This window comes from Pseudomonas sp. SWI36 (assembly GCF_002948105.1).
GTDB lineage: Bacteria > Pseudomonadota > Gammaproteobacteria > Pseudomonadales > Pseudomonadaceae > Aquipseudomonas > Aquipseudomonas alloputida.
Genome location: NZ_CP026675.1, coordinates 4,745,621 through 4,764,222, shown reverse-complemented (window position 1 = coordinate 4,764,222; position 18,602 = coordinate 4,745,621). Strand labels below are relative to the sequence as shown.

Below are 18,602 nucleotides of genomic sequence, written 5' to 3'. Positions count from 1 at the left end.
AGTCAGCAGTGGGTTTCACGCACGATCGCATCGGTACGCAGGCGCACTTCAGGCCGCAGTGCCGTGCCCAGGCCAGGCCGTTGCGGTGCCAGGGCGAAGCCGCCATCGATCTGCGGAAGCTGGGTAACCAGTTCGCCATACCAGCTCGACAGCGATGCCCGCACCACTTCCTGAAGCACGGCCGTGGGCGCATGCAGTCCAAGGTGCAAGCCGGCGAACAACGCCACCGGGCCGGTGCAGTCGTGGGGCGCCAGCGGCTTGTTGTAGGCCTGCGCCAGCGCGGCGATCTTGCGCGCTTCGGTGAAACCGCCGCACCACACCAGGTCGAGCATCAGGTAATCGAGGCTGTCGGCCTTGAGCAGGTCACGGTAGGCCGTACTGCCGCCCAGGGTTTCGCTGGCGCAGATCGGCACCCGGGTACGCTTGCGCAGGTCGGCCAGGGCCTGGGCGTCGTCCATCTTGCACAGCGGGTCTTCCACCCAGTACACGTCAAAGGCTTCCAGCGCCTGGCAGATGCGCAGGGCTGCCGTGGTGTCCCACAGGCTGTGCAGCTCGCACATGATCTCGATACGGTTGCCCACCGCCGCGCGAATCTGGCGGAACGCTTCGCAGCCCTTCTGCACCTCGTCCAGGCTGATGGTGTTGGCCCCGGGCTGGCGGGCGAACTGGTCGAACGGCCAGATCTTCATGGCCGTGTAGCCCTCCTCCACCAGGCTGATCGCCAGGGCGCCGGCGTCGCGGCTGAAGGCCAACTGATCGTCATAAGGGCCCTGGGCGCAGTCGCTTGCGCTGATCTCGCGGCGGGCACCCTGCTGGGTGTTGAATTCGTAGCCGGCGCAGGTGTTGTACACCCGGATGCGCTCGCGGCAGGCACCGCCGAGCGCTTCATGGATGGGGATACCGTGGCGCTGGCCCTTGAGGTCCCACAGGGCGATGTCCACAGCGCTGGCGGCGCGGATTTCGGCGCTGGCGCTGTGGTAACCGACGTAGGGCGTGGTGAGTTCCAGGGAGATTGCTTCGATCTGCCGTGAGGCGCGGCCGATCAATCCTGGGGCGATGAGTTCGTGGATGGCCGCCTCGACGGTGGCAGCACCACGAAAGGTTTCGCCCAGGCCGATCAGGCCTTCATCGGTTTCGATCTCCAGCCAGAGCAGCTTGGGGCGTTCGGGCAGGCGCAGGGTTCTAACACAGGTGATCTTCGACATTGTTCTTGTCCTGAGTCCATTCCAGCAAATGGTATCGTTACCATTTCCGCTAAAAAACCTAGCGCATCCAGAAATACAGGACAAGAGGATTTAGAAAAAAGTTTGCCGAAGCGTGAAAATGTTAACGTTAACTTTCCAGCGTCTGAGTGCTCTCGCGCTGCACCAGGCTGAAGCCGATATCAACGGTCGCGGGCGATTGCGCATCGCCGCCCAGGCGCTCCAGCAACATCCTGGCGGCCGTGTCGCCCATCAGGGTGCCGTCGATACGTACCGTCGACAAGGCCGGGAAGGTGTGCGCAGCGAAGGCCATGTCACCAAAGCCCATTACCGCCAGTTGCCCGGGCACCGCGATGCCGCGGGCGGCCGCTTCGGTCAGCACGCCCTGGGCAATGGTGTCGGAGGTGCACACCACGGCGCAAGGGCCTTCGCTATCGACGGCGGACTGCTCGAGCAGCACGCTCAGGCCTTCACGACCCTGGGCCAGGGACGGCAGGCCCTGCCAGGTCTGGCGCTGGACGTCGGTGATGCCCTGCTCGGCCAGGGCCTGGACGAAACTGTCGGCACGGCGCAAGCCACGCGGGTCGTCAACGGCCAGCAGGGCGAAGCGTCGGTAGCCTTGGCCCACCAGCTGCCGCGCCACCTCGCGCCCGGCCTGTTCGTGGGAAAACCCGACCAGCATGTCGATCGGCTCGGCAGACAGGTCCCAGGTTTCCACCACCGGCACGCCAGCCGCGCGCAGGCGGTTGCGGCTGAGGCTGGTGTGCAGGGTGCCGGTGAGGATGATGCCGTCCGGGCGGCGGCTGAGGATCACCTCCAGCAGCTCCTGCTCCTGCTCGGTCTGGTAGCCCGAGACGCCCAGCAGCACCTGGTAGCCAGCCTTGATCAGGCGCTCGTTGATGGCCTGGAAGGTGTCGGAGAAGATCGGGTTGGTGACCATCGGCACCACCACCGCCACCAGCCGCGTGCGGCTGGACTTCAGCGCGCCGGCCAGGCGGTTGTGCACGTAACCGGTCTGCTCGATGGCCCGGCGCACCTTGAGGCGGGTCGGTTCGCGCACGGTGTCCGGCTGGTTGAGGTAGCGCGACACCGTCATCGGCGCGACGCCGGCCAAGCGCGCCACATCGCTCAAGGTGACTGCCGCACGCACCTGCCCTTTGCCGTCTGAAGCCATACCCGCCCTACCCCGTGGATGCACCGTTGCTGAAGTCGGGCAAGAGTAGCCTGCGACAATCTTGAAGGAAACCCGTCAAAACAGTCATGGCGCGGGCCGTCGCTGCGCCCCTAGACTCGCCCCGCCAGCCACAAGGCCGGCCCCATAACAATAACGCACGCGTCGCCAGTGCCCCTTGGCCGACGCACGTCCTGAGGATGATGGACATGAATCGACGTGAAGCCCTGATCTCACTCGTTCAAATCAGCGCCCTTGGCGCCATCGGCAGCGCCAGTGCCGGCGTGCTCGCCAGCGACCGCCCGCGGGCCAGCGGCACCCACGCCGACGCCCTGCCCCAACCGCCGAAATCCGGCGCCCTAGCCTACCTCACCTCAGACGAAGCCCGGGAAGTGGCGGCCATCTTCGACCGCCTGATCCCCGAGGACGAACTGGGCATGAGCGCCAGCCAGGCCGGCTGCGTGGTGTTTATCGACCGGCAACTGGCCGGGCCCTACGGCCAGGCCGCCAGCACCTACCGCCTCGGCCCCTACGTGCAGGGAACGCCCGAGCAAGGGCCGCAGTTCAGGCTGACGCCTGCGCAGCGCTACCGCGATGGCCTGGCGCGGCTCGGTCAGTACTGCCAGCAGCAGCATGCCCGGCCGTTCAGCGGCCTGACCGGTGAACAGCAGGATGCACTGCTGCGAGCGATGGAAGCCGGTACTGCGCCCCTGGATGCCGACTTCTTCGCACTGCTGCTGCAGAACGTGCGCGAAGGCTACCTGGCCGACCCCATGTATGGCGGCAACCGCGACATGGTGGGCTGGCGGCTGATCGGCTTCCCCGGCGCCCGCTACGACTATCGCCCGTATCTGCACAGGAAAGGCCTGCCGCTCGACCTGGAGCCGGTGAGCCTGCTCGACCGGGCAGGCTGAGTCCACCCGGACCTTCCCCCCAATTTTGCGCGAGGCAGCCCCGTGGCCCTGCCGGCCCCCGCCTGCGCGCGCCCCAAGGAATACAGATGAAAACGACAAGAGCCAAAGCGGACGTGGTGGTGATCGGTCTGGGCTGGTCCGGCTCGATCATCGCCGAGGAACTGGCCCGGGCCGGACTCAAGGTGGTGGCCATCGAGCGTGGTGCCTGGCGCGACACCGCCACGGACTTTCCGCCCTCGGTGGACACCGACGAACTGCGCTGGGCCACCCGCAAGGAAATCCTCCAGCCGCCGCGCCTGGAGACCTACACCGTGCGCAACCACGCCGGCCAGCAAGCCCTGCCGGTGCGCGAGTGGAGCAACCTGACCCTCGGCAACAACGTTGGCGGCGCCGGTACCCACTGGGCCGCCGCGTCCTGGCGTTTCAACCCGTTCGACTTCGAGCCGTACAGCAAGACCGTGGAGCGCTACGGCAAGCAGCAACTGGTGCCGGGCCTGCAGGTGCAGGACTGGGGTGTGACCTACGCCGAACTCGAACCCTTCTACGACCGCTTCGAGCGCATCGCCGGCACCAGCGGCAAGGCCGGGGTAATCGAGGGCCAGGTGATGCCCGGCGGCAACCCTTTCGAAGGTTCACGCAGCCGTGAATTCCCGACACCGCCACTGGTGCCCAGCCACTGGAATGACATCTTCACCCACAAGACCACCGAGCTGGGCTACCACCCCTTCCCGGTCCCCGCCGGCACGATCTCCCAGGCCTACGTCAACCCGCTGGGCGTGCGCATGGGCCCCTGCACCTATTGCGGCTACTGCCAGCTGTTCGGCTGCGGCAACTGGTCCAAGAGCAGCCCCAACGCCTGCGTGGTGCCGGCGCTGATGCGCCACCCGAGCTTCGAACTGCTGACCGAAACCGAAGTACTGCACATCAACAAGTCCGCCGACGGCAAGACCGCCACCGGGGTCAGCTACATCGACAAGCACGGCATGCAGGGTGAACAGCCCGCCGACATCGTCATCGTCGCCGCCTACCAGCTCGACAACGTGCGCCTGATGCTGCTTTCGGGCATCGGCGAGCCCTATGACCCGCGCACCCGCCGTGGCGTGATCGGGCGCAACTACAGCTTCCAGACACTCTCCTACGCCTACCTGTGGTTCGAGCAGGAGCACCTCAACCCGTTCATCAACACCGGCTGCCTGGCCATCCAGATCGACGACTTCAACGCCGACAACTTCGACCACAGCGGCCTGGGCTTCATTGGCGGCGCGGGCATCCAGTCGCTGTCCAACAGCGGCCTGCCGATCGGCATGGCCGGCGTGCTGCCCAAAGGCGCGCCGACCTGGGGCAAAGGCTGGAAGCAGGCCTTCCGGCACAGCTACCAGAACTGGGCGATGATCCAGGGCCAGGGCACCAGCTATGCCCACGAGGACATGTACTTCGACCTCGACCCGACCTACAAGGACAACTACGGTCGGCCACTGATGCGCATGACCTTCGACTACAACCTCAACGACAAGCGCTCGGGCGAGTTCATCCGCAAGCAGTGCGATCGGATCGCCCAGGCCGTCGGCGGCCAGCACATCGAGTCCTACAACTTCGCCGCCGACCACTACACGCCGTTCCGCGCCAACGACTCCTCACACACCAATGGCGGTGTGGTGATGGGCACCGACCCGCGCACCAGTGCCCTGAACCGCTTCCAACAGTGCTGGGCAGCGCACAACGTGTTCGTGCTCGGCGCCTCGTCGTTCCCCAACAACGCCGGCTACAACCCCACCGTGACCATCGGCGCCCTGGCCTTGTGGACGGCCAAGGCGATCATCGAGCAATACATCAAGAACCCCGGCCCGCTGGTGCAGGCGTGAAAGGAGCTGCCATGAAGACCAAGACCTTGCTGGCCAGCTGCATCGCGCTGGCGCTGGCCGGCCTCGCCGCCGCCGTGCTGCACAGCAACGACAGTGCCGCTGACAACGTCGCCGATGACCAACTGACTGGCGCCGACACCCTTGCGGTCGACCCTGCCGCCGTCGCCCGCGGCGCGTACGTTTCGGCCCAGGCCGACTGCGCCGCTTGCCACACCACGCCAGGCGGCGCTCCATTCGCGGGCGGCTACGGGTTGCAGACGCCCTTTGGCGTGATCTACTCGACCAATATCAGCCCCGACCCGCAGACCGGCATCGGCCGCTGGACCGAGCGCGACTTCTTCCGTGCGGTGCGCCATGGCCAGCGCAAGGACGGGCAACGGTTGTACCCGGCCATGCCCTACAACGCCTACGTCAAGATCAGCGACGCCGACCTGCACGACCTGTGGGCGTACATGCGCACAGTGCAACCGGTGCAGCAGGCGCCCACGCCCAACACCCTGGCTTTCCCGTTCAACATTCGCCAGACCCTGCTGGGCTGGAATCTGCTGTTCTTCGACAACACCCCGTTCGTGCCACAGCCCGAACAGTCCGCACAATGGAACCGCGGGCGCTACCTGGTTGACGGCGCCGGCCATTGCGCGGCCTGCCATACGCCGAAGAACCTGCTCGGTGGCGACACCGGTCGTTACCTGCAGGGTGCCGAGCTGCTCGACAGCTACGCGCCGGAGATCACCGGCGACCGTTATCGCGGGTTGGGCAGCTGGAGCGCGGAGCAGATAGCGGTCTACCTCAGGACCGGGGCCAACCACCAGGCGATCGCCTCGGGGCCGATGGGTGAAGCGGTCGAATTTTCCACTCAGCACCTGAACGACCAGGACCTGGCTGCGATCGCCGAATATCTCAAATCAGTCGACGGCTCGAAGACCACCCCGCCACCCGCCATTGCCGCCAGCGAACCGATCATGCAGCGCGGTGCGCAGGTGTACGAGCTCAATTGCATGGCCTGTCATAATGTCAGGGGCGAAGGCCTGCCCGGCATGGTCACGGGCTTTGCCGACAACCCCGGAATCCGCACACCCAGTGGTGCGAACCTGGTGAGCACGGTGCTCAAGGGCGGCCAGGCGGTGGTCACCGAAGGCAACGTCACCGGGGCCGGCATGCCTTCATTTGATTGGAAGCTCAGTGACAGCGACATCGCCGCCGTGCTGACCTATGTGCGCAATAGCTGGGGCAACGCCGCCCCCGAGGTCGAGGCTCAGGCGGTAGCTCGCACACGGGAGCACCTTGGCCTGCAGCCGACGATGAAAAATCATTTCTGAGTCCGCCATTGAAAAAAAGGCCGGTAAAAGACTTTACCGGCCACACCGCCAATACCCGGCGGCTACTCCTCGTACATGACTTGAGCAATCAGAACAGCGGCAAGGTGTAACTCACGATCAGCCGGTTCTCATCGATATCGCGTTGATAGTTGGAACGCAGCGCCGCGTTGCGCCACAGCACGTTGACGTTCTTCAGTGGCCCGGACTGGATGGTGTAACCCAGGTCGGTGTCGCGCTCCCACTCGCGCCCTTCCCCGGCGAAGGTGGCCGGGTTGGCATGATCGGCATGGTTATATCGGGTCGAGAACGTAAGTCCCGGAATACCCAGGGCGACGAAGTCGTAGGCATAGCGCAGCTGCCAGGTGCGCTCGCCGGTTTCCATGAAGTCGGCGGCCATCATGTAGTTGGTCAAGTAGGCGTCGGTGCCGACTAGGTAAGGCATGGCCGTGGAGCCGGACAGGCCCTGGTAGGCGACGCCGAAGGTGTGCCCGGCTTGGCTGTAACTGAGCAGCACATTGAGCGTGCGGTTGTCGACCGGGCCGGCCAGCGCCTCGCCCTTGTCGTCGCTTATGAAGTAGCGCGCATCCAGGGCCAATTTGCCAGGGCCCAGCGCGGTGCTGCCGAGCAGGCCGAAATAATGTTGGCCGTAGATCTCGTCGAGCTCACCGTATTGGTAGCTGAGGCTCAAGTTGGGGTTGACCACGAAGTCCACACCGCCCATGCGAAAGTCGTCAGCCTCGGGCGTGCCGCTGAAACGCCGGTTCTTATTGACCAGGCTCATGGCCTCTGTGTGGGAATAGTCACGCTTGGTGGTGCGGTCGATCTGCGCGTAGGTGAAAGTCAGGCTATCCAACTCTTTGGAGGTGAGCACACCGCCCTGGAAGGTCTGCGGCAGGATGCGTCCGGTGCTGGAGGCGATGGTCGGGTACTTGAGCAGCTGGGTGCCGATCTTCAGTTCGGTCTTCGACAGCCGCGCCTTGGCGGTGATGCCGAACTTGCTGTACTGGTCCGGGGCGCGACCGTCGTCGCCGACCGGCAGCAGGCCAGTGCCGCTGCGGCCAGGGCCTGAATCGAGCTTCAGGCCGAGCATGCCGAGGGCATCGACGCCGAAACCGAGGGTGCCGGGGGTGTAGCCGGAGCGGAAGTCGAGGATGAAGCCTTGGGCCCATTCTTCGCGCTTGGAAATGCCCGCGTCTTCGCGGAAGTCGCGGTTGAGGTAGAAGTTCTGGGCTTTCAGCGAGGCCTGGCTATCTTCAAGGAAACCTTGGGCGTGGGCCGGGAGCGTAGCGGACAGCAGGATGGCAGCGGGCAGCGTCTTGTTGTTTTTATGCATGACAGGTCCCTTGGCCGGGTTTCGCACCGGCCATTGTTATTGTGATTTTCCGAGAGGGCCCTTTCGCGGCTAAAGCCGCTCCCACAGGGACTGTGCAGCCCCTGGGATCAAGGTGAATCCTGTGGGAGCGGCTTTAGCCGCGAAGAGGCCGGGTCAGGCGAGCACGCCTATCTGCCACGGGCAGAATTCATCCTCGCCCAGGCCGTTGAGTTCGCTCTTGGTTGCCTCCCCCGAGGCATGGGCGAGCAGGCGCTCGAAGATTTCCTGGCCCATCTGGGCGATGGTCTTGTCGCCGTCGATGATCTGCCCGCAGTTGATGTCCATGTCGTCGCTCATGCGCTGGTACATGGGCGAGTTGCTTGCCAGCTTGAAGGTCGGCGCCGGCACCGAGCCAAAGCACGAGCCGCGGCCGGTGGTGAAGGCGATCAGGTTGGCACCGCCGGCGATCTGGCCGGTGGCCGAGACCGGGTCGTAGCCGGGAGTGTCCATGAATACCAGCCCGTGGGTCTTCACCGGGTGGGCATACTCGTACACGTCCATCAGCGGCGCGTTGCCGCCCTTCTTCGCGCCGCCCAGGGACTTTTCCAGCACGTTGGCCAGGCCACCGGCATTGTTGCCGGGGCTGACCCGGCCATTGATCTGGGTATCGCGGCCGCGGTTGTACTCCAGCCACCACTCGATGCGCTCGATCAGCTTTCGGCCCACCGCCGGGGTGGCGGCGCGGGCAGTCAGGGTGTGTTCGACACCGAAGATTTCCGAAGTCTCCGAAAGGATCGCGGTGCCGCCATGGCGCACCAGGATATCCACCGCCGCCCCCAGCGCCGGGTTGGCCGAAAGGCCGGAGAAACCATCTGAACCACCGCACTGCATGCCGATCATCAAGTGCTCGGCGGACACCGGCTCGCGCCGCGCCTGGTCGGCCTTGGGCAGCATGCCTTCGATCAGCGCGATGCCCTGGTCGGTGGCGCTCTTGACCCCGCCAACGTCCTGGATCACCAGCTTCTTCAGCATATCGCCTTCCACGAGCCCTTCCTGCTCGAAGAAGCCATGGATGTTGTTGCGCTCGCAGCCCAGGGCAATTACCACCGCGCCCACGGTGTTGGGGTGTTTGATGTAGCCAGCGATGGTGCGCCGCAGCAGGTCCATCGGCTCGCCGGTCATTTCCATGCCGCAGCCGATTTCGTGCACATAGGGCACCACGGCATCGATGTTGGGGAAGCCGGCCAGGCGGCGCTCGTCGAAGTGGTTGGCGATCTTGCGCGCCACCGTGGCGCCGCAGTTGCCAACAACGAACACGCCCAGGTAATTGCGCGTGGCCACGCGGCCGTCCTCGCGGACGATGCCTTGGAAGGTCGCGCGCTGTTCGGCCGGCAGCAGGTCGGTGGGGATGTAGTCCAGGCCGTAGCGGTAGTCGCGGTCGGTTTCGCCGAAGGCGATGTTGTGGCTGTGCATCCAGGTGCCAGGCGGCAGGTCCTCGGCGGCATAACCGATCACCGTGTTGTACTTGAGCACCGGCTCGCCCTTGGCGATCAGCCGGGCAGCGACCTTGTGCCCCAGCGGCACGGCTTGCTGGGTGGTGACACCTTCACCGGTGATGGCGGTGCCGGCAGGGATTTCGATACGCGCGACCACGACATTGTCGGCGGCATCGAGGCGAATGACTGGACTGACTTCACGGTGACTCATGGTGTTTTCCTGTGGGTGTTGTCACCCATGGCGGTGGCGACACAAGCGCCACCGCCATGGCTTGCTCAAGGGCGTTTGCCGAACTCGATGCTGTGCTGGGTCCAGGCCAGGGCCTGTTCGCTGAGGGAGAAGCCCAGGCCCGGGCGATTGGGTACCCACATGCGGCCTTCACGCAGCTCCAGGCGCTCGTTGAACATCGGCTCGAGCCATTCGAAATGCTCCAGCCATGGCTCTTCCGGGTACGCCGCGGCCAGATGCAGGTGGATTTCCATGGCGAAGTGCGGCGCCAGCTTCAGGCCCTTGAAGCTGGCCAGACTCATGATCTGCAGGAACGGCGTGATACCGCCGACCCGCGGCGCATCGGGCTGGACGAAATCGCAGGCGTTTGCGGTGATCAGCTGGGCGTGCTCGTTGAAGCTGGTGAGCATCTCGCCGGTGGCGATGGCAGTGTCCAGCGATGCGGCCAGGGCGGCGTGGCCCTCGACGTCAGCACTGTCCAGCGGCTCCTCGATCCAGGTCAGGTCGAACTGTTCGAGCTTGCGGCAGAAACGCTGGGCGGTGACGCGGTCCCATTGCTGGTTGGCGTCGACCATCAGCGGGAAGCCTTCGCCCAGTTGCTCGCGCACCGCCTGCACGCGATTGAAGTCGATGCTGGTGTCCGGCTGGCCGACCTTGATCTTGATGCCGCCGATACCATTGCCACGGGAGGTCTGTACGTTTTCCAGAACCTTTTCCAGCGGCGTCGACAGGTAGCCGCCGGAGGTGTTGTAGCACTGCACCGAGTCGCGGTGAGCGCCCAGCAGCTTGGCCAATGGCAAGCCGGCGCGCTTGGCTTTCAAGTCCCACAGGGCGATGTCGAACGGCGCGATGGCCTGGGTGGTCAGGCCGCTGCGGCCCATCGAGGCACCGGCCCAGAGCAGCTTGTTGTAGAGCTTGGCGATGTCGTTGGGGTCCTCGCCCAGCAAGGTCGGGGCAATTTCCTGGGCGTGGGCGTACATGCCTGGGCCACCGGCGCGCTTGGAGTAACCGAAGCCGATGCCTTCATGGCCTTCGCGGGTGCGGATCTCGGCAAAAATGAACGCGATTTCGGTCAGCGGCTTCTGCCGCCCGGTCAGTACCTTGGCATCGCTGATTGGCGCGCCGAGCAGCAGCACGGTGTACGACAGCTTGATCCAGGCGATGCTGTCAGTGGTCGCTGGCCCAGGTTGCAGGGCGGCGATCTTCGGGTCGATGTAGACGTTGCTTTCGATCATGGCGTGGTCCTCTGAATCACTGAGCATTGGCCGGTTTGCCGGTCAGGTCGGAGAGCTGCAAACGCTGGATGCGGCCGACGATCACCAGGTAGGAGAACGCCGCCAGTAGGCCGTGGGCGCCGACATAGATGAGTGCGCTGTTGAACGAGCCGCTGGAGTGCAGCAGGTAGCCGATCACCACCGGAGTGACGATGCCGGCGGTGTTGCCCAGGGCGTTGAACACGCCGCCGGTCATGCCGATCATTTCCCGCGGCGCGGTGTCGGCCACCACGCTGAAACCGAGGTTGCCAAAGCCCTTGCCGAAGAACGCCAGGCTCATCACCGCAATCACCAGCCACTGGGCATCGACGTAGTTGCACAGCATCATGGTCGAGCTCAGCAGCACGCCGGTGATGATTGGCGTTTTACGGGCAATGCTCAGAGACTTCGTGCGGCGCAGCAGGTAGTCAGAGAAGAAGCCCGACGACACCGCGCCGATCAGCCCGCACAGGGCCGGAATCGAAGCGACAAGGCCAGCCTGGAGGATGTCGAAGCCACGCTCCTTGACCAGGTAGATCGGGAACCAGGTGACGTAGAACCAGGTGACCGCACTGACGCAGTACTGACTGATGAACATGCCGATCAGCATGCGGCTCTTGAACAGCAGGCCGACTTCCGCCAGCGAGCTGCGGCGCTTTTCCTTGGGCAGCGAGGCCTGGGCTTCGAGGTCGACCAGCGCTTCACCCTTGCGCAGGTAGTCGAGTTCCTCGCCATTCATCTTTGGGTGGCTGACCGGCAGGTAGTAGTTTTTCCACCAGATCGCGGCGATGCCGAAGCCGACGATGCCCATGACGATGAACACGTATTCCCAGCCGAAGGCGTAGCACAGCCAGCCCATGAACGGGGTGAAGAACGCCAGCGAGATGTACTGCGCACTGTTGAAGATGGCCCCGGCCATGCCCCGCTCTGCCGACGGGAACCAGGACGCGATCACCCGCGTCGAGGCCGGCCCCACTGGCGCCTCGGCCACACCCAGCAGAAAGCGCAGAGCCAGCAGCAGCGGCACGATCATGCCGACGAAGTGCACCAGACCCATGCACACGGTAAATGCCGACCACACGCAGATGGCCAGGGCCATGGTTTTCTTCGAGCCGAAGCGGTCAGCCAGCCAGCCGGAAGGGATCAGGAAGATCACGTAGGCCCAGCTGAAGATGGAGAACAGGTAGCCCATTTCCACCGAGCTGATGCCGAGCTCCTTGCTCATGTCGGAACCGGCCACCGACAGGGCGGCGCGATCACCGCTGCTCAGGGCCAAGACCATGGTGATCAGGGCCAGGATCAAATAACGATAGCGGGTAGCCGTGGTGGACGCGGCCACGGCGCCAGGGGCAGGCCCGGCGGCGTAGGTGTCGTGGTTGTGCATCGCGGTAGCCTCATTGTTTTTATTGGCGTCGTGCAGGGCCTTGCACCGGCACCTGCTTCGGATTCTGGCAGCTCGCAGCCCTTTTGAAGAGCTGATTCCGACCAATGACAGCGTTATCAAATGACAGCGCTGTCATTAATCCTAGGCCTGAGCTGGCGGGCTTTGCAAATCGCTGTTCGCAGTGAATTCCCATGCATTGGGAATTAGCAGGAAATGCAAAAAAACGCGCGCCGTTCCGGTAGAATCGGCAATATGCTCAAAGCTCCCGTCCAGAGGCCCCCATGCTGGAAACGCCCGCTACCGTCGCTGATCCGAAACCACTGCTGGCTGCCCCTGCCACCCTCGATGACGTGGCGAAGATGGCCAAGGTCTCGCCCATCACCGTTTCCCGAGTGATCAACCGGCCGGAACTGGTGTCGGAGAAAACCCAGAAAAAGGTGCGCAATGCCATCCGCAAGACCGGATATGTGCCGAACATGCTCGCGGGCGCCCTGGTTTCGCAGCGCAGTCGGCTGGTCATTGTGGTGGTGCCGAACATCGCCAACCGTGCCTTCGTCGACACCATCACCCAGCTCGGCCAGCGCCTGGCCACGGCACGCTACCAGTTGCTGCTGAGCCAGTCAGACCTGGCAAACAGCAGTGAAGCGGAACTGATCGATGCGATACTCGCCCGCCGCCCCGACGGCATCGTGCTGACCCGCCAGCTGCAAAGCCCTGAAGCGCGGGAAAAGCTGATCGCCCGTGGCATTCCGGTGGTGGAAACCTGGGAGCTGGCGCAGGACCCGATCGACACTGTGGTCGGTTTTTCCCACGAGGCCGTCGGCCAGGCCATGGCCGAGCACATCATCGAACGCGGCCACTGCCGCGTCGGCCTGGTCTGGAGCGACGACGCCCGCGCCACCCGACGGCGCCAGGCGTGTACCGATACCCTGCGCAAGGCAGGCGTCAAAGTGGTCGCCTGCGAGCTCGAAGCCGTGCCGGTGGATATGGGCCACGGCCGTGAAGCCATGGCCCGGCTGCTGGCGGCCAAGGTGCCGATGGATGCAGTGATCTGCAGTATCGACCTGCTCGCCCAGGGGGTCATGGCCGAGGCCCAGGCCAACGGCCTGCGGGTGCCTCAGGACCTCGCAGTGATGGGTTTTGGCAACCTGGAATTCGCCGCACACACCCATCCGCGCTTGAGCACGGTGAATGTTGACGGCGGGCGCATTGGCTTGCGTACGGCAGAGTTGCTGCTGCAGCGGATCGAAGGCAGCCTGGGGCGTGGGGAACAGGTGGAAGATGTGGGCTTCAACCTGGTGGTTCGCGAAAGCACCTGAGGGCTGCGCGCGTCAATCGCCAGCCCAGCGCTGCAGCTGCGCCGCCATGTGATCCCAGGCCTGTTCGACTTCGGCCACCCCGAATGCCCGCAGGCTTGAGTGCACCATGCCCTCGCCCACACAAGCACGGGCCGCCACGCCCGCCGCCGCCAGCGCATCGACATAGGCCAGCCCGTGATCGCACAGCGGGTCGACTCGCGCCACCAGCACCAACGCCGGTGCCAGCCCGGAAAAGTCTTCAGCTTCCAGCGGCATGGCGCAGGGGTCATTACGCTGCGGCGCTGCGGGCACGAAGCCTGCCAATGACTTCATCAACCCCGCCACCGTCATCATCGGCGCCTCGGCCTGTTCGCGCATCGATGGCAAGTGCTGCCGAGCCGTCAGCACCGGATACACCAGCAACTGCCCCCGCGGCTGCTCCAACCCGTCACGGCGCAATGCCATGCACAAGCCCGCAGCCAGCGTGCCACCCGCGCTGTCCCCCGCCACCATCAGGCACGCCGTGCTGAGACGGGGGTCGACAACCCCGGCCCGTAAACCGAGCCATGCGTTCAGGCAGTCCTCCAGCGGCGCCGGATAGGCATGCTCCGGCGCCAGCCGGTACTCCACGGCGACGATCGCCAGTGGCACCCGCCGCGCCAGGGCATGGGCAAACCAGTCATGGGTGTCGAGATTGCCCAGGTCCCAGCCGCCGCCGTGCAGGTACAGCAGCGTCGGCCACCCCCGGGCGGCACTGCGCCCGGGGGGGTGTAACAGCGCAGGCGCAAGCCCTCCAGGTCGATATCGGCAACCTGCCAGCCCGCCGGCCGCGGCGGCGTGCAGGCAAGGCAGGCAGCGAGAAAGGCTTCGCGCCGGGCCGCCAGGCTGCCGTCATGCGGAGCGAAGCGTTGGCTGTTGTCGATGTAGGCCTGCATGGCAGGGTCGAGCGGACGGGATACCACGGGCAATCCTCCAGGTCAGAGCAAAGGCAAGGTGTAGGCGATGATCACCCGGTTTTCATCACGCCGGCCGGTGGCATCGCCCTGCAGTTGGACGTTGCGCCAGCGCAGCGCCAGGTTCTTCAGGGGCCCGCTCTGGATCACGTAGGTAATGTCCACATTGCGCTCCCATTCGCTGCCGTCCTCGCCGGCCACCTTGAAGTTGTCGCCCTTCACGTAGCGGGCGAATGCCGTCAGCCCCGGTACACCAAGGGCAGCGAAGTCAAGGTCGTAGCGGGCCTGCCAGGAGCGCTCTTGGGCGCGGTCGAAGCGCAGCACCTGCACGGCGTTGGCCACCCCGGGCAAGTCGGTGTCGTGGATGAACGGCAAGGCACTGTCGCCAGCGTTGTACTGGTAGCCAAGGCGGAACGTCTGGGCACGCAGGTTGGCGCTGAGCATTGCCGAAGTCATGCGGCTGTCGAGCTGGCCGGCCTTTTCGCTGCCGGATTCGCCGGTGTCGAGGTAGTTGAGCGTGCCGGAGAGGTTCCAGTCACCGGCCTTGAGGGTGTGGGTGCCGGTGTACAGGGTTTGCTGGTAGACATCCGCCAGGCGGCCGGTCCATACCCCCAACGAGGTTTGCGGCGTGGCGCGCCAGGTGCCACCGAGGTAATCGAAGCGGTCGCTGAACACGCTGTAGTAGTTGCCCACCTGGATATCCCGGGCCCCGGCGAACTCGCGCTGATTGACCTTGCGCATTTGGCCCAGGCCGATATCGACGTTGTCCAGTTCGCGAATATCCAGCATCGCCCCTTCGAAGAACTGCGGCAGCAGGCGTGCGTCGCCAGAACTGACCAGCGGAATCTTCGGGAACAGCCCGCCCACCTTGAGCTCGCTCTTCGAGTACTTGAACTTGACCGCCGCCGTGGCCTCGGAGAACTCGTCCACCGAGCGCGGGTCGGCATTGCGCGGCCCGCCGGCGCGATTGTAGGCCCCGGGTAGCAGCGCAGTGCCGCTGCGCGAGGGCGACGAGTCGAGCTTCAGGCCGAGGCCTGCGTATACATCCACGCCCACCCCGACAGCCGTATCGGTATAACCCGACTCGCCCTTGAGAATGAAGCCCTGGGCCCACTCCTCCAGCTTCGACTGGGCAGGTTTGGTCGAATCGCGCAGGTCGTGGTTGTAGTAGAAGTTGCGAAAGGTCAGGTTGGCCTTGCTGTCTTCGAGGAATGCTCCCTGAGCATACAGCGGGCCGAGCCCGAGCAGCAGGGACAAGGGTTTTGCAACGCGAGCAAAGCCCGCTCCAGTCGAGGAGTGTTTCATTGTTGTTGTGCTCTTCTTATAGGTATGTGAGGTGTTGCGTTAGCGGTGTTGCCAGGTGAATTCGAGGGTGGCCTCCAGGCGCTGGCCCGGGGCGAGTTCATGGGTGCCGGTTTCGGCCCAGCTGTCGCGGGGCTGGTTGAACGCGTCAGCCAGATGCGATACCGGCTCCAGGCACAGGTACGCGCTGCCGACCGGGGCGAATGCGACGAAGTGGTTCAGCACCGGCGAGGCCTGAAGGTGCACATGGCCATTGGCGTAATCGATCTGCATCTGGCCATTCCAGCGTGATTGGTAATGCGCGAGCGGTTCGCCGGCATCCGCATTGATCGACCAGTCCCTGGCGCCCTCCTGGTACGCGCCGGTCGCCATGTACTCCCCATCGATCTGCCACTCGCGCCCGGTGCGGTACTGCACGCGCATGCCGGGGTGGCGCTGGAAGTACGGGTGCAGCCCGAGGCCGCCAGGCATGGGCGTTTGCCCCAGGTTTATCAGCACCAAGGTGATGCGCAGGCGTGCGCCGTCGAGTGCGAAGTGCTGTTCGGCGCGAAACGCCCAGGGCCAGTGCTCGCCTAAGTAGTCGCAGGTGATGCTCAAGCGATCGCTGCCGCTGTCCACTACCTGCCAAGGCTGGGTGTGGCTCACGCCATGCAAGGTATGGGGCAGTGCCGCCGGATGTGCGGGCAACGCGTACTCGGTGCCGGTGAACTGCAACCGCGCGTTGCGGATGCGGTTGGAGTACGGCATCAGCGGGTAGGCGCCAGCCCGTGGCCAGTCCAGCGGGTTGAACCGGTTGGCGTTGATCGGCAGCAGGATGTCCAGCCCCTCGGCATTGAGGTGGGCGATGCGCCCGCCCCAGGCCGGCAGCACGCCCAGCGACCAGGTGGCATTGCTCAGAACCACGGTGTGCATAGAACCTCCAATGCCATTTTCAGGCATGCACAGCCTCTGCCGCCGTGCCGAGGCCCGGCGGTGAGGCGTTAACGGGGCGGGTTAGCGGCGGAAGCGCTCGGCCACTTGCAGGTCGATGTCCAGGCCTAAACCTGGGCCCTGAGGGATCTGCAGCTGGTTACCCTGGCGCAGTTGCTCCACCGGGTACAACCAGCCAGCCGGCTCGACGAACAGGTACTCCACCTGCGGCACCCGACGCTGTACGGCGGCCAGGTGCAGGGTGGCGATCAGGCCCGGGCCGAAGTATGGGCAGTGCGGCAGAATCACCGCCTCATGCTGCTCGGCCAGGCGGTCGATGCGCAGGCATTCGGAAATGCCACCGACTTTGGTCACACTGGGCTGTATGGAATCCACCGCAGCGGTCACCAGGGCCTGTTCGAACTGCACGGCGGTGCACCAGTTTTCCCCGGCAGAAATATCCACGCCCTGCCCGCGCAGGCTGCCCAGGGCAGTGAAGTCCTCGGGCGGGAAGATCGGCTCTTCCAGCCAGGCCAGCTTCAGCTCTGCCAGCGCCGGCAGCCAGTCGCGGGTGCCCTGCACGGTCCAGGAACAATTGACGTCGGTGGACAGCGGCACATCATCGCCGACAGCACGCCGGCAAGCGCCGATGTCATGCAGGGTGGCCTCGTGCAGCTTGATGTCGCTGAACCCCTGTTCCAGCGCCCTTTCGCAGGTGGCCGGGGCCACCTGGTCATCGCCGTAACGCACCAGGCTGGCATAAGCCGGTACCTGTTCGCGATAGGCCTGGCCGAGTAGGCGGTGCAACGGCAAGCGCTGCCGGCGGGCGGCCAGGTCCCACAGGGCGATGTCGAGGCCGGAAATGGCGAACATCGTCACGCCGTAGCGGCCGAATAGGTGCAGGCGTTGCTGCAGCTCCATGTTCAACGCCGCAATGTCGGTGACCTCGCGGCCCAGCACCTGGGGCGCCACCAGGCGGTCGATCAGGGCCTTGGTGGCGTCGGCGACGAAGTAGCCGAACGCCTCGCCCCAGCCAACGTTACCCAGTTCGTCTTCGACGCGCACCAGCACGTTCTCCAGTGTGCGCCAGGCCGAAGGCGTGCCGCCCACCCCGCGACCGCCGTCGTGGAAGGGGATTTCGACGATCTGGGTATCGATGCGGACGATCTTCATGCTTGCTCCAGAACACTGGCCAGGGCCACCCCGGCATAGGCGCCACCTACATGGTCACGGCCGGAACCGACCGGAGCCATGGCGTCATAGGCGAGGAAGTTGTCGGCCAGGTGCTCGGCCGCATGGTCCTGTGGCCGGTAGCCCAGGGCGCGGGCACGGTTGTTGTGGAACAGCGCCTGGGGGCATTCCGACACGCCGTAGACGATCTCGTGGCGCACCTCGGGGTGCTCCAGGCCGATCAGCACCAACTGGGCCAGGTCGCGGGCACTGGTCCACAGGCGCAGACGACGGGCATCGGCGACCTTGGCGTCGGCGTTGCCGATGCGCACGATGAACGTGGCCAGCTCGCTGCGCTGGGAGAAGGTCGCGCAGGCCGCTTCACCGAACACCTTGCTCAACGCGTAGTAGCTGTCCGGCGCCACCGGGTGGTCGTCGAACTGTTCGCCAGCCTGGGTGCGGTACTGCCCCAGCACATGGTGGCTGCTGGCGAACACGAAACGCCGCACCCCGGCGCGCTGGGCGGCTTCGAGCAGGTACAGGGTGGCGTGGTAGTTGGGCTCTACCGTGGCCTGGAACTGGATATCGGTGCCGTGGGCACAGGCCAGGTGCAGCACCGCGTCGACACCCTCGCAGGCCTGGCGGACGAAGGCCGGGTCGGTCAGGTCGCCGACCAGGGCGGTTTCATTGGCGGCCAGCTCGCTGACCGGCCGGCGGTCCAGCAGGCGCAGGCTGAAGCGCTCGCGCAGGTACGGCCGCAGGGCGGTTCCGACGATTCCGGCGGCGCCGGTGACTAGAAGCGTAGGCATGGTGTAGTCCCGTAAAACG

At 65.2% G+C, this 18,602-nt stretch carries 15 protein-coding genes; 4 read left to right on the top strand and 11 right to left on the bottom strand.

The features are described 5' to 3' along the window. Positions 1–2: 2 nt before the first annotated feature. Complete coding sequence (locus C4Q27_RS22800; RefSeq protein ID WP_103469136.1) at positions 3–1,205, bottom strand: mandelate racemase/muconate lactonizing enzyme family protein; 1,203 nt, start codon at positions 1,203–1,205, stop codon at positions 3–5. A gap of 127 nt (positions 1,206–1,332) precedes the next feature. Next, positions 1,333–2,376, bottom strand: a complete 1,044-nt coding sequence (locus tag C4Q27_RS22795; RefSeq protein WP_103469137.1) for a LacI family DNA-binding transcriptional regulator — start codon at positions 2,374–2,376, stop codon at positions 1,333–1,335. A gap of 206 nt (positions 2,377–2,582) precedes the next feature. Between C4Q27_RS22795 and C4Q27_RS22790 the strand changes: the two genes are divergently transcribed. From C4Q27_RS22790 to C4Q27_RS22780, 3 genes are all read left to right on the top strand, one after another. Continuing rightward, the gene (locus tag C4Q27_RS22790; protein ID WP_103469138.1) at positions 2,583–3,287 is read left to right on the top strand and encodes a gluconate 2-dehydrogenase subunit 3 family protein; all 705 of its coding nucleotides are present in this window, start codon (positions 2,583–2,585) and stop codon (positions 3,285–3,287) included. An 86-nt stretch (positions 3,288–3,373) separates the two neighbouring features. Then, positions 3,374–5,149, top strand: a complete 1,776-nt coding sequence (locus C4Q27_RS22785) for a GMC family oxidoreductase (protein WP_103469139.1) — start codon at positions 3,374–3,376, stop codon at positions 5,147–5,149. Between the two features lie 11 nt (positions 5,150–5,160). After that, positions 5,161–6,468 carry a c-type cytochrome gene (locus tag C4Q27_RS22780; RefSeq protein ID WP_103469140.1) on the top strand — a complete coding sequence of 436 codons (1,308 nt, stop codon included), beginning with the start codon at positions 5,161–5,163 and terminating at the stop codon, positions 6,466–6,468. A gap of 88 nt (positions 6,469–6,556) precedes the next feature. Here the strand turns inward: C4Q27_RS22780 and C4Q27_RS22775 are convergent, their stop codons facing one another. The 4 genes from C4Q27_RS22775 to C4Q27_RS22760 form a co-directional block, all read right to left on the bottom strand. Next, positions 6,557–7,801, bottom strand: coding sequence for an OprD family porin (locus C4Q27_RS22775; protein ID WP_103469141.1), 1,245 nt, complete (start codon positions 7,799–7,801; stop codon positions 6,557–6,559). Between the two features lie 153 nt (positions 7,802–7,954). Continuing rightward, complete coding sequence (locus C4Q27_RS22770) at positions 7,955–9,487, bottom strand: UxaA family hydrolase (protein WP_103469142.1); 1,533 nt, start codon at positions 9,485–9,487, stop codon at positions 7,955–7,957. Between the two features lie 65 nt (positions 9,488–9,552). Beyond that, positions 9,553–10,740, bottom strand: coding sequence for a mandelate racemase/muconate lactonizing enzyme family protein (locus C4Q27_RS22765; RefSeq protein WP_103469143.1), 1,188 nt, complete (start codon positions 10,738–10,740; stop codon positions 9,553–9,555). Between the two features lie 16 nt (positions 10,741–10,756). Continuing rightward, positions 10,757–12,142 (bottom strand): MFS transporter, encoded by a 1,386-nt coding sequence (locus C4Q27_RS22760; RefSeq protein WP_103469144.1) that lies wholly within the window; start codon positions 12,140–12,142, stop codon positions 10,757–10,759. A 281-nt stretch (positions 12,143–12,423) separates the two neighbouring features. Here C4Q27_RS22760 and C4Q27_RS22755 point away from each other — a divergent pair, with 281 nt between their 5' ends. Next, positions 12,424–13,461, top strand: a complete 1,038-nt coding sequence (locus C4Q27_RS22755; RefSeq protein ID WP_103469145.1) for a LacI family DNA-binding transcriptional regulator — start codon at positions 12,424–12,426, stop codon at positions 13,459–13,461. Between the two features lie 12 nt (positions 13,462–13,473). Here the strand turns inward: C4Q27_RS22755 and C4Q27_RS22750 are convergent, their stop codons facing one another. The 5 genes from C4Q27_RS22750 to C4Q27_RS22730 all read right to left on the bottom strand — a co-directional run bounded on the left by C4Q27_RS22750 (position 13,474) and on the right by C4Q27_RS22730 (position 18,583). Further along, entirely contained in the window at positions 13,474–14,142 is a 669-nt protein-coding gene (locus C4Q27_RS22750) for an alpha/beta hydrolase fold domain-containing protein (RefSeq protein ID WP_256600119.1), read from the bottom strand. 275 nt (positions 14,143–14,417) lie between these two features. Further along, a complete protein-coding gene (locus tag C4Q27_RS22745) occupies positions 14,418–15,698 on the bottom strand; it encodes an OprD family porin (RefSeq protein WP_103469146.1) in 1,281 nt (426 codons plus the stop codon). A gap of 39 nt (positions 15,699–15,737) precedes the next feature. Continuing rightward, on the bottom strand, positions 15,738–16,607 hold the full coding sequence (locus C4Q27_RS22740; RefSeq protein ID WP_103469147.1) for an aldose 1-epimerase: 870 nt from the start codon (positions 16,605–16,607) through the stop codon (positions 15,738–15,740). A gap of 81 nt (positions 16,608–16,688) precedes the next feature. Continuing rightward, the gene (locus tag C4Q27_RS22735) at positions 16,689–17,777 is read right to left on the bottom strand and encodes a mandelate racemase/muconate lactonizing enzyme family protein (protein WP_103469148.1); all 1,089 of its coding nucleotides are present in this window, start codon (positions 17,775–17,777) and stop codon (positions 16,689–16,691) included. Continuing rightward, positions 17,774–18,583, bottom strand: coding sequence for an NAD(P)-dependent oxidoreductase (locus C4Q27_RS22730; protein ID WP_103469149.1), 810 nt, complete (start codon positions 18,581–18,583; stop codon positions 17,774–17,776). Before C4Q27_RS22730 ends, C4Q27_RS22735 begins: the two co-directional genes overlap by 4 nt. Positions 18,584–18,602 lie beyond the last annotated feature (19 nt).

Coding starts and splice junctions, on each gene's coding strand:
- C4Q27_RS22745 (WP_103469146.1), bottom strand. CDS start 15,698: ATGAAACACTCCTCGACTGGAGCGGGCTTTGCTCGCGTTGCAAAACCC.
- C4Q27_RS22730 (WP_103469149.1), bottom strand. CDS start 18,583: ATGCCTACGCTTCTAGTCACCGGCGCCGCCGGAATCGTCGGAACCGCC.
- C4Q27_RS22760 (WP_103469144.1), bottom strand. CDS start 12,142: ATGCACAACCACGACACCTACGCCGCCGGGCCTGCCCCTGGCGCCGTG.
- C4Q27_RS22735 (WP_103469148.1), bottom strand. CDS start 17,777: ATGAAGATCGTCCGCATCGATACCCAGATCGTCGAAATCCCCTTCCAC.
- C4Q27_RS22800 (WP_103469136.1), bottom strand. CDS start 1,205: ATGTCGAAGATCACCTGTGTTAGAACCCTGCGCCTGCCCGAACGCCCC.
- C4Q27_RS22765 (WP_103469143.1), bottom strand. CDS start 10,740: ATGATCGAAAGCAACGTCTACATCGACCCGAAGATCGCCGCCCTGCAA.
- C4Q27_RS22795 (WP_103469137.1), bottom strand. CDS start 2,376: ATGGCTTCAGACGGCAAAGGGCAGGTGCGTGCGGCAGTCACCTTGAGC.
- C4Q27_RS22740 (WP_103469147.1), bottom strand. CDS start 16,607: ATGCACACCGTGGTTCTGAGCAATGCCACCTGGTCGCTGGGCGTGCTG.
- C4Q27_RS22775 (WP_103469141.1), bottom strand. CDS start 7,801: ATGCATAAAAACAACAAGACGCTGCCCGCTGCCATCCTGCTGTCCGCT.
- C4Q27_RS22790 (WP_103469138.1), top strand. CDS start 2,583: ATGAATCGACGTGAAGCCCTGATCTCACTCGTTCAAATCAGCGCCCTT.
- C4Q27_RS22785 (WP_103469139.1), top strand. CDS start 3,374: ATGAAAACGACAAGAGCCAAAGCGGACGTGGTGGTGATCGGTCTGGGC.
- C4Q27_RS22770 (WP_103469142.1), bottom strand. CDS start 9,487: ATGAGTCACCGTGAAGTCAGTCCAGTCATTCGCCTCGATGCCGCCGAC.
- C4Q27_RS22755 (WP_103469145.1), top strand. CDS start 12,424: ATGCTGGAAACGCCCGCTACCGTCGCTGATCCGAAACCACTGCTGGCT.
- C4Q27_RS22780 (WP_103469140.1), top strand. CDS start 5,161: ATGAAGACCAAGACCTTGCTGGCCAGCTGCATCGCGCTGGCGCTGGCC.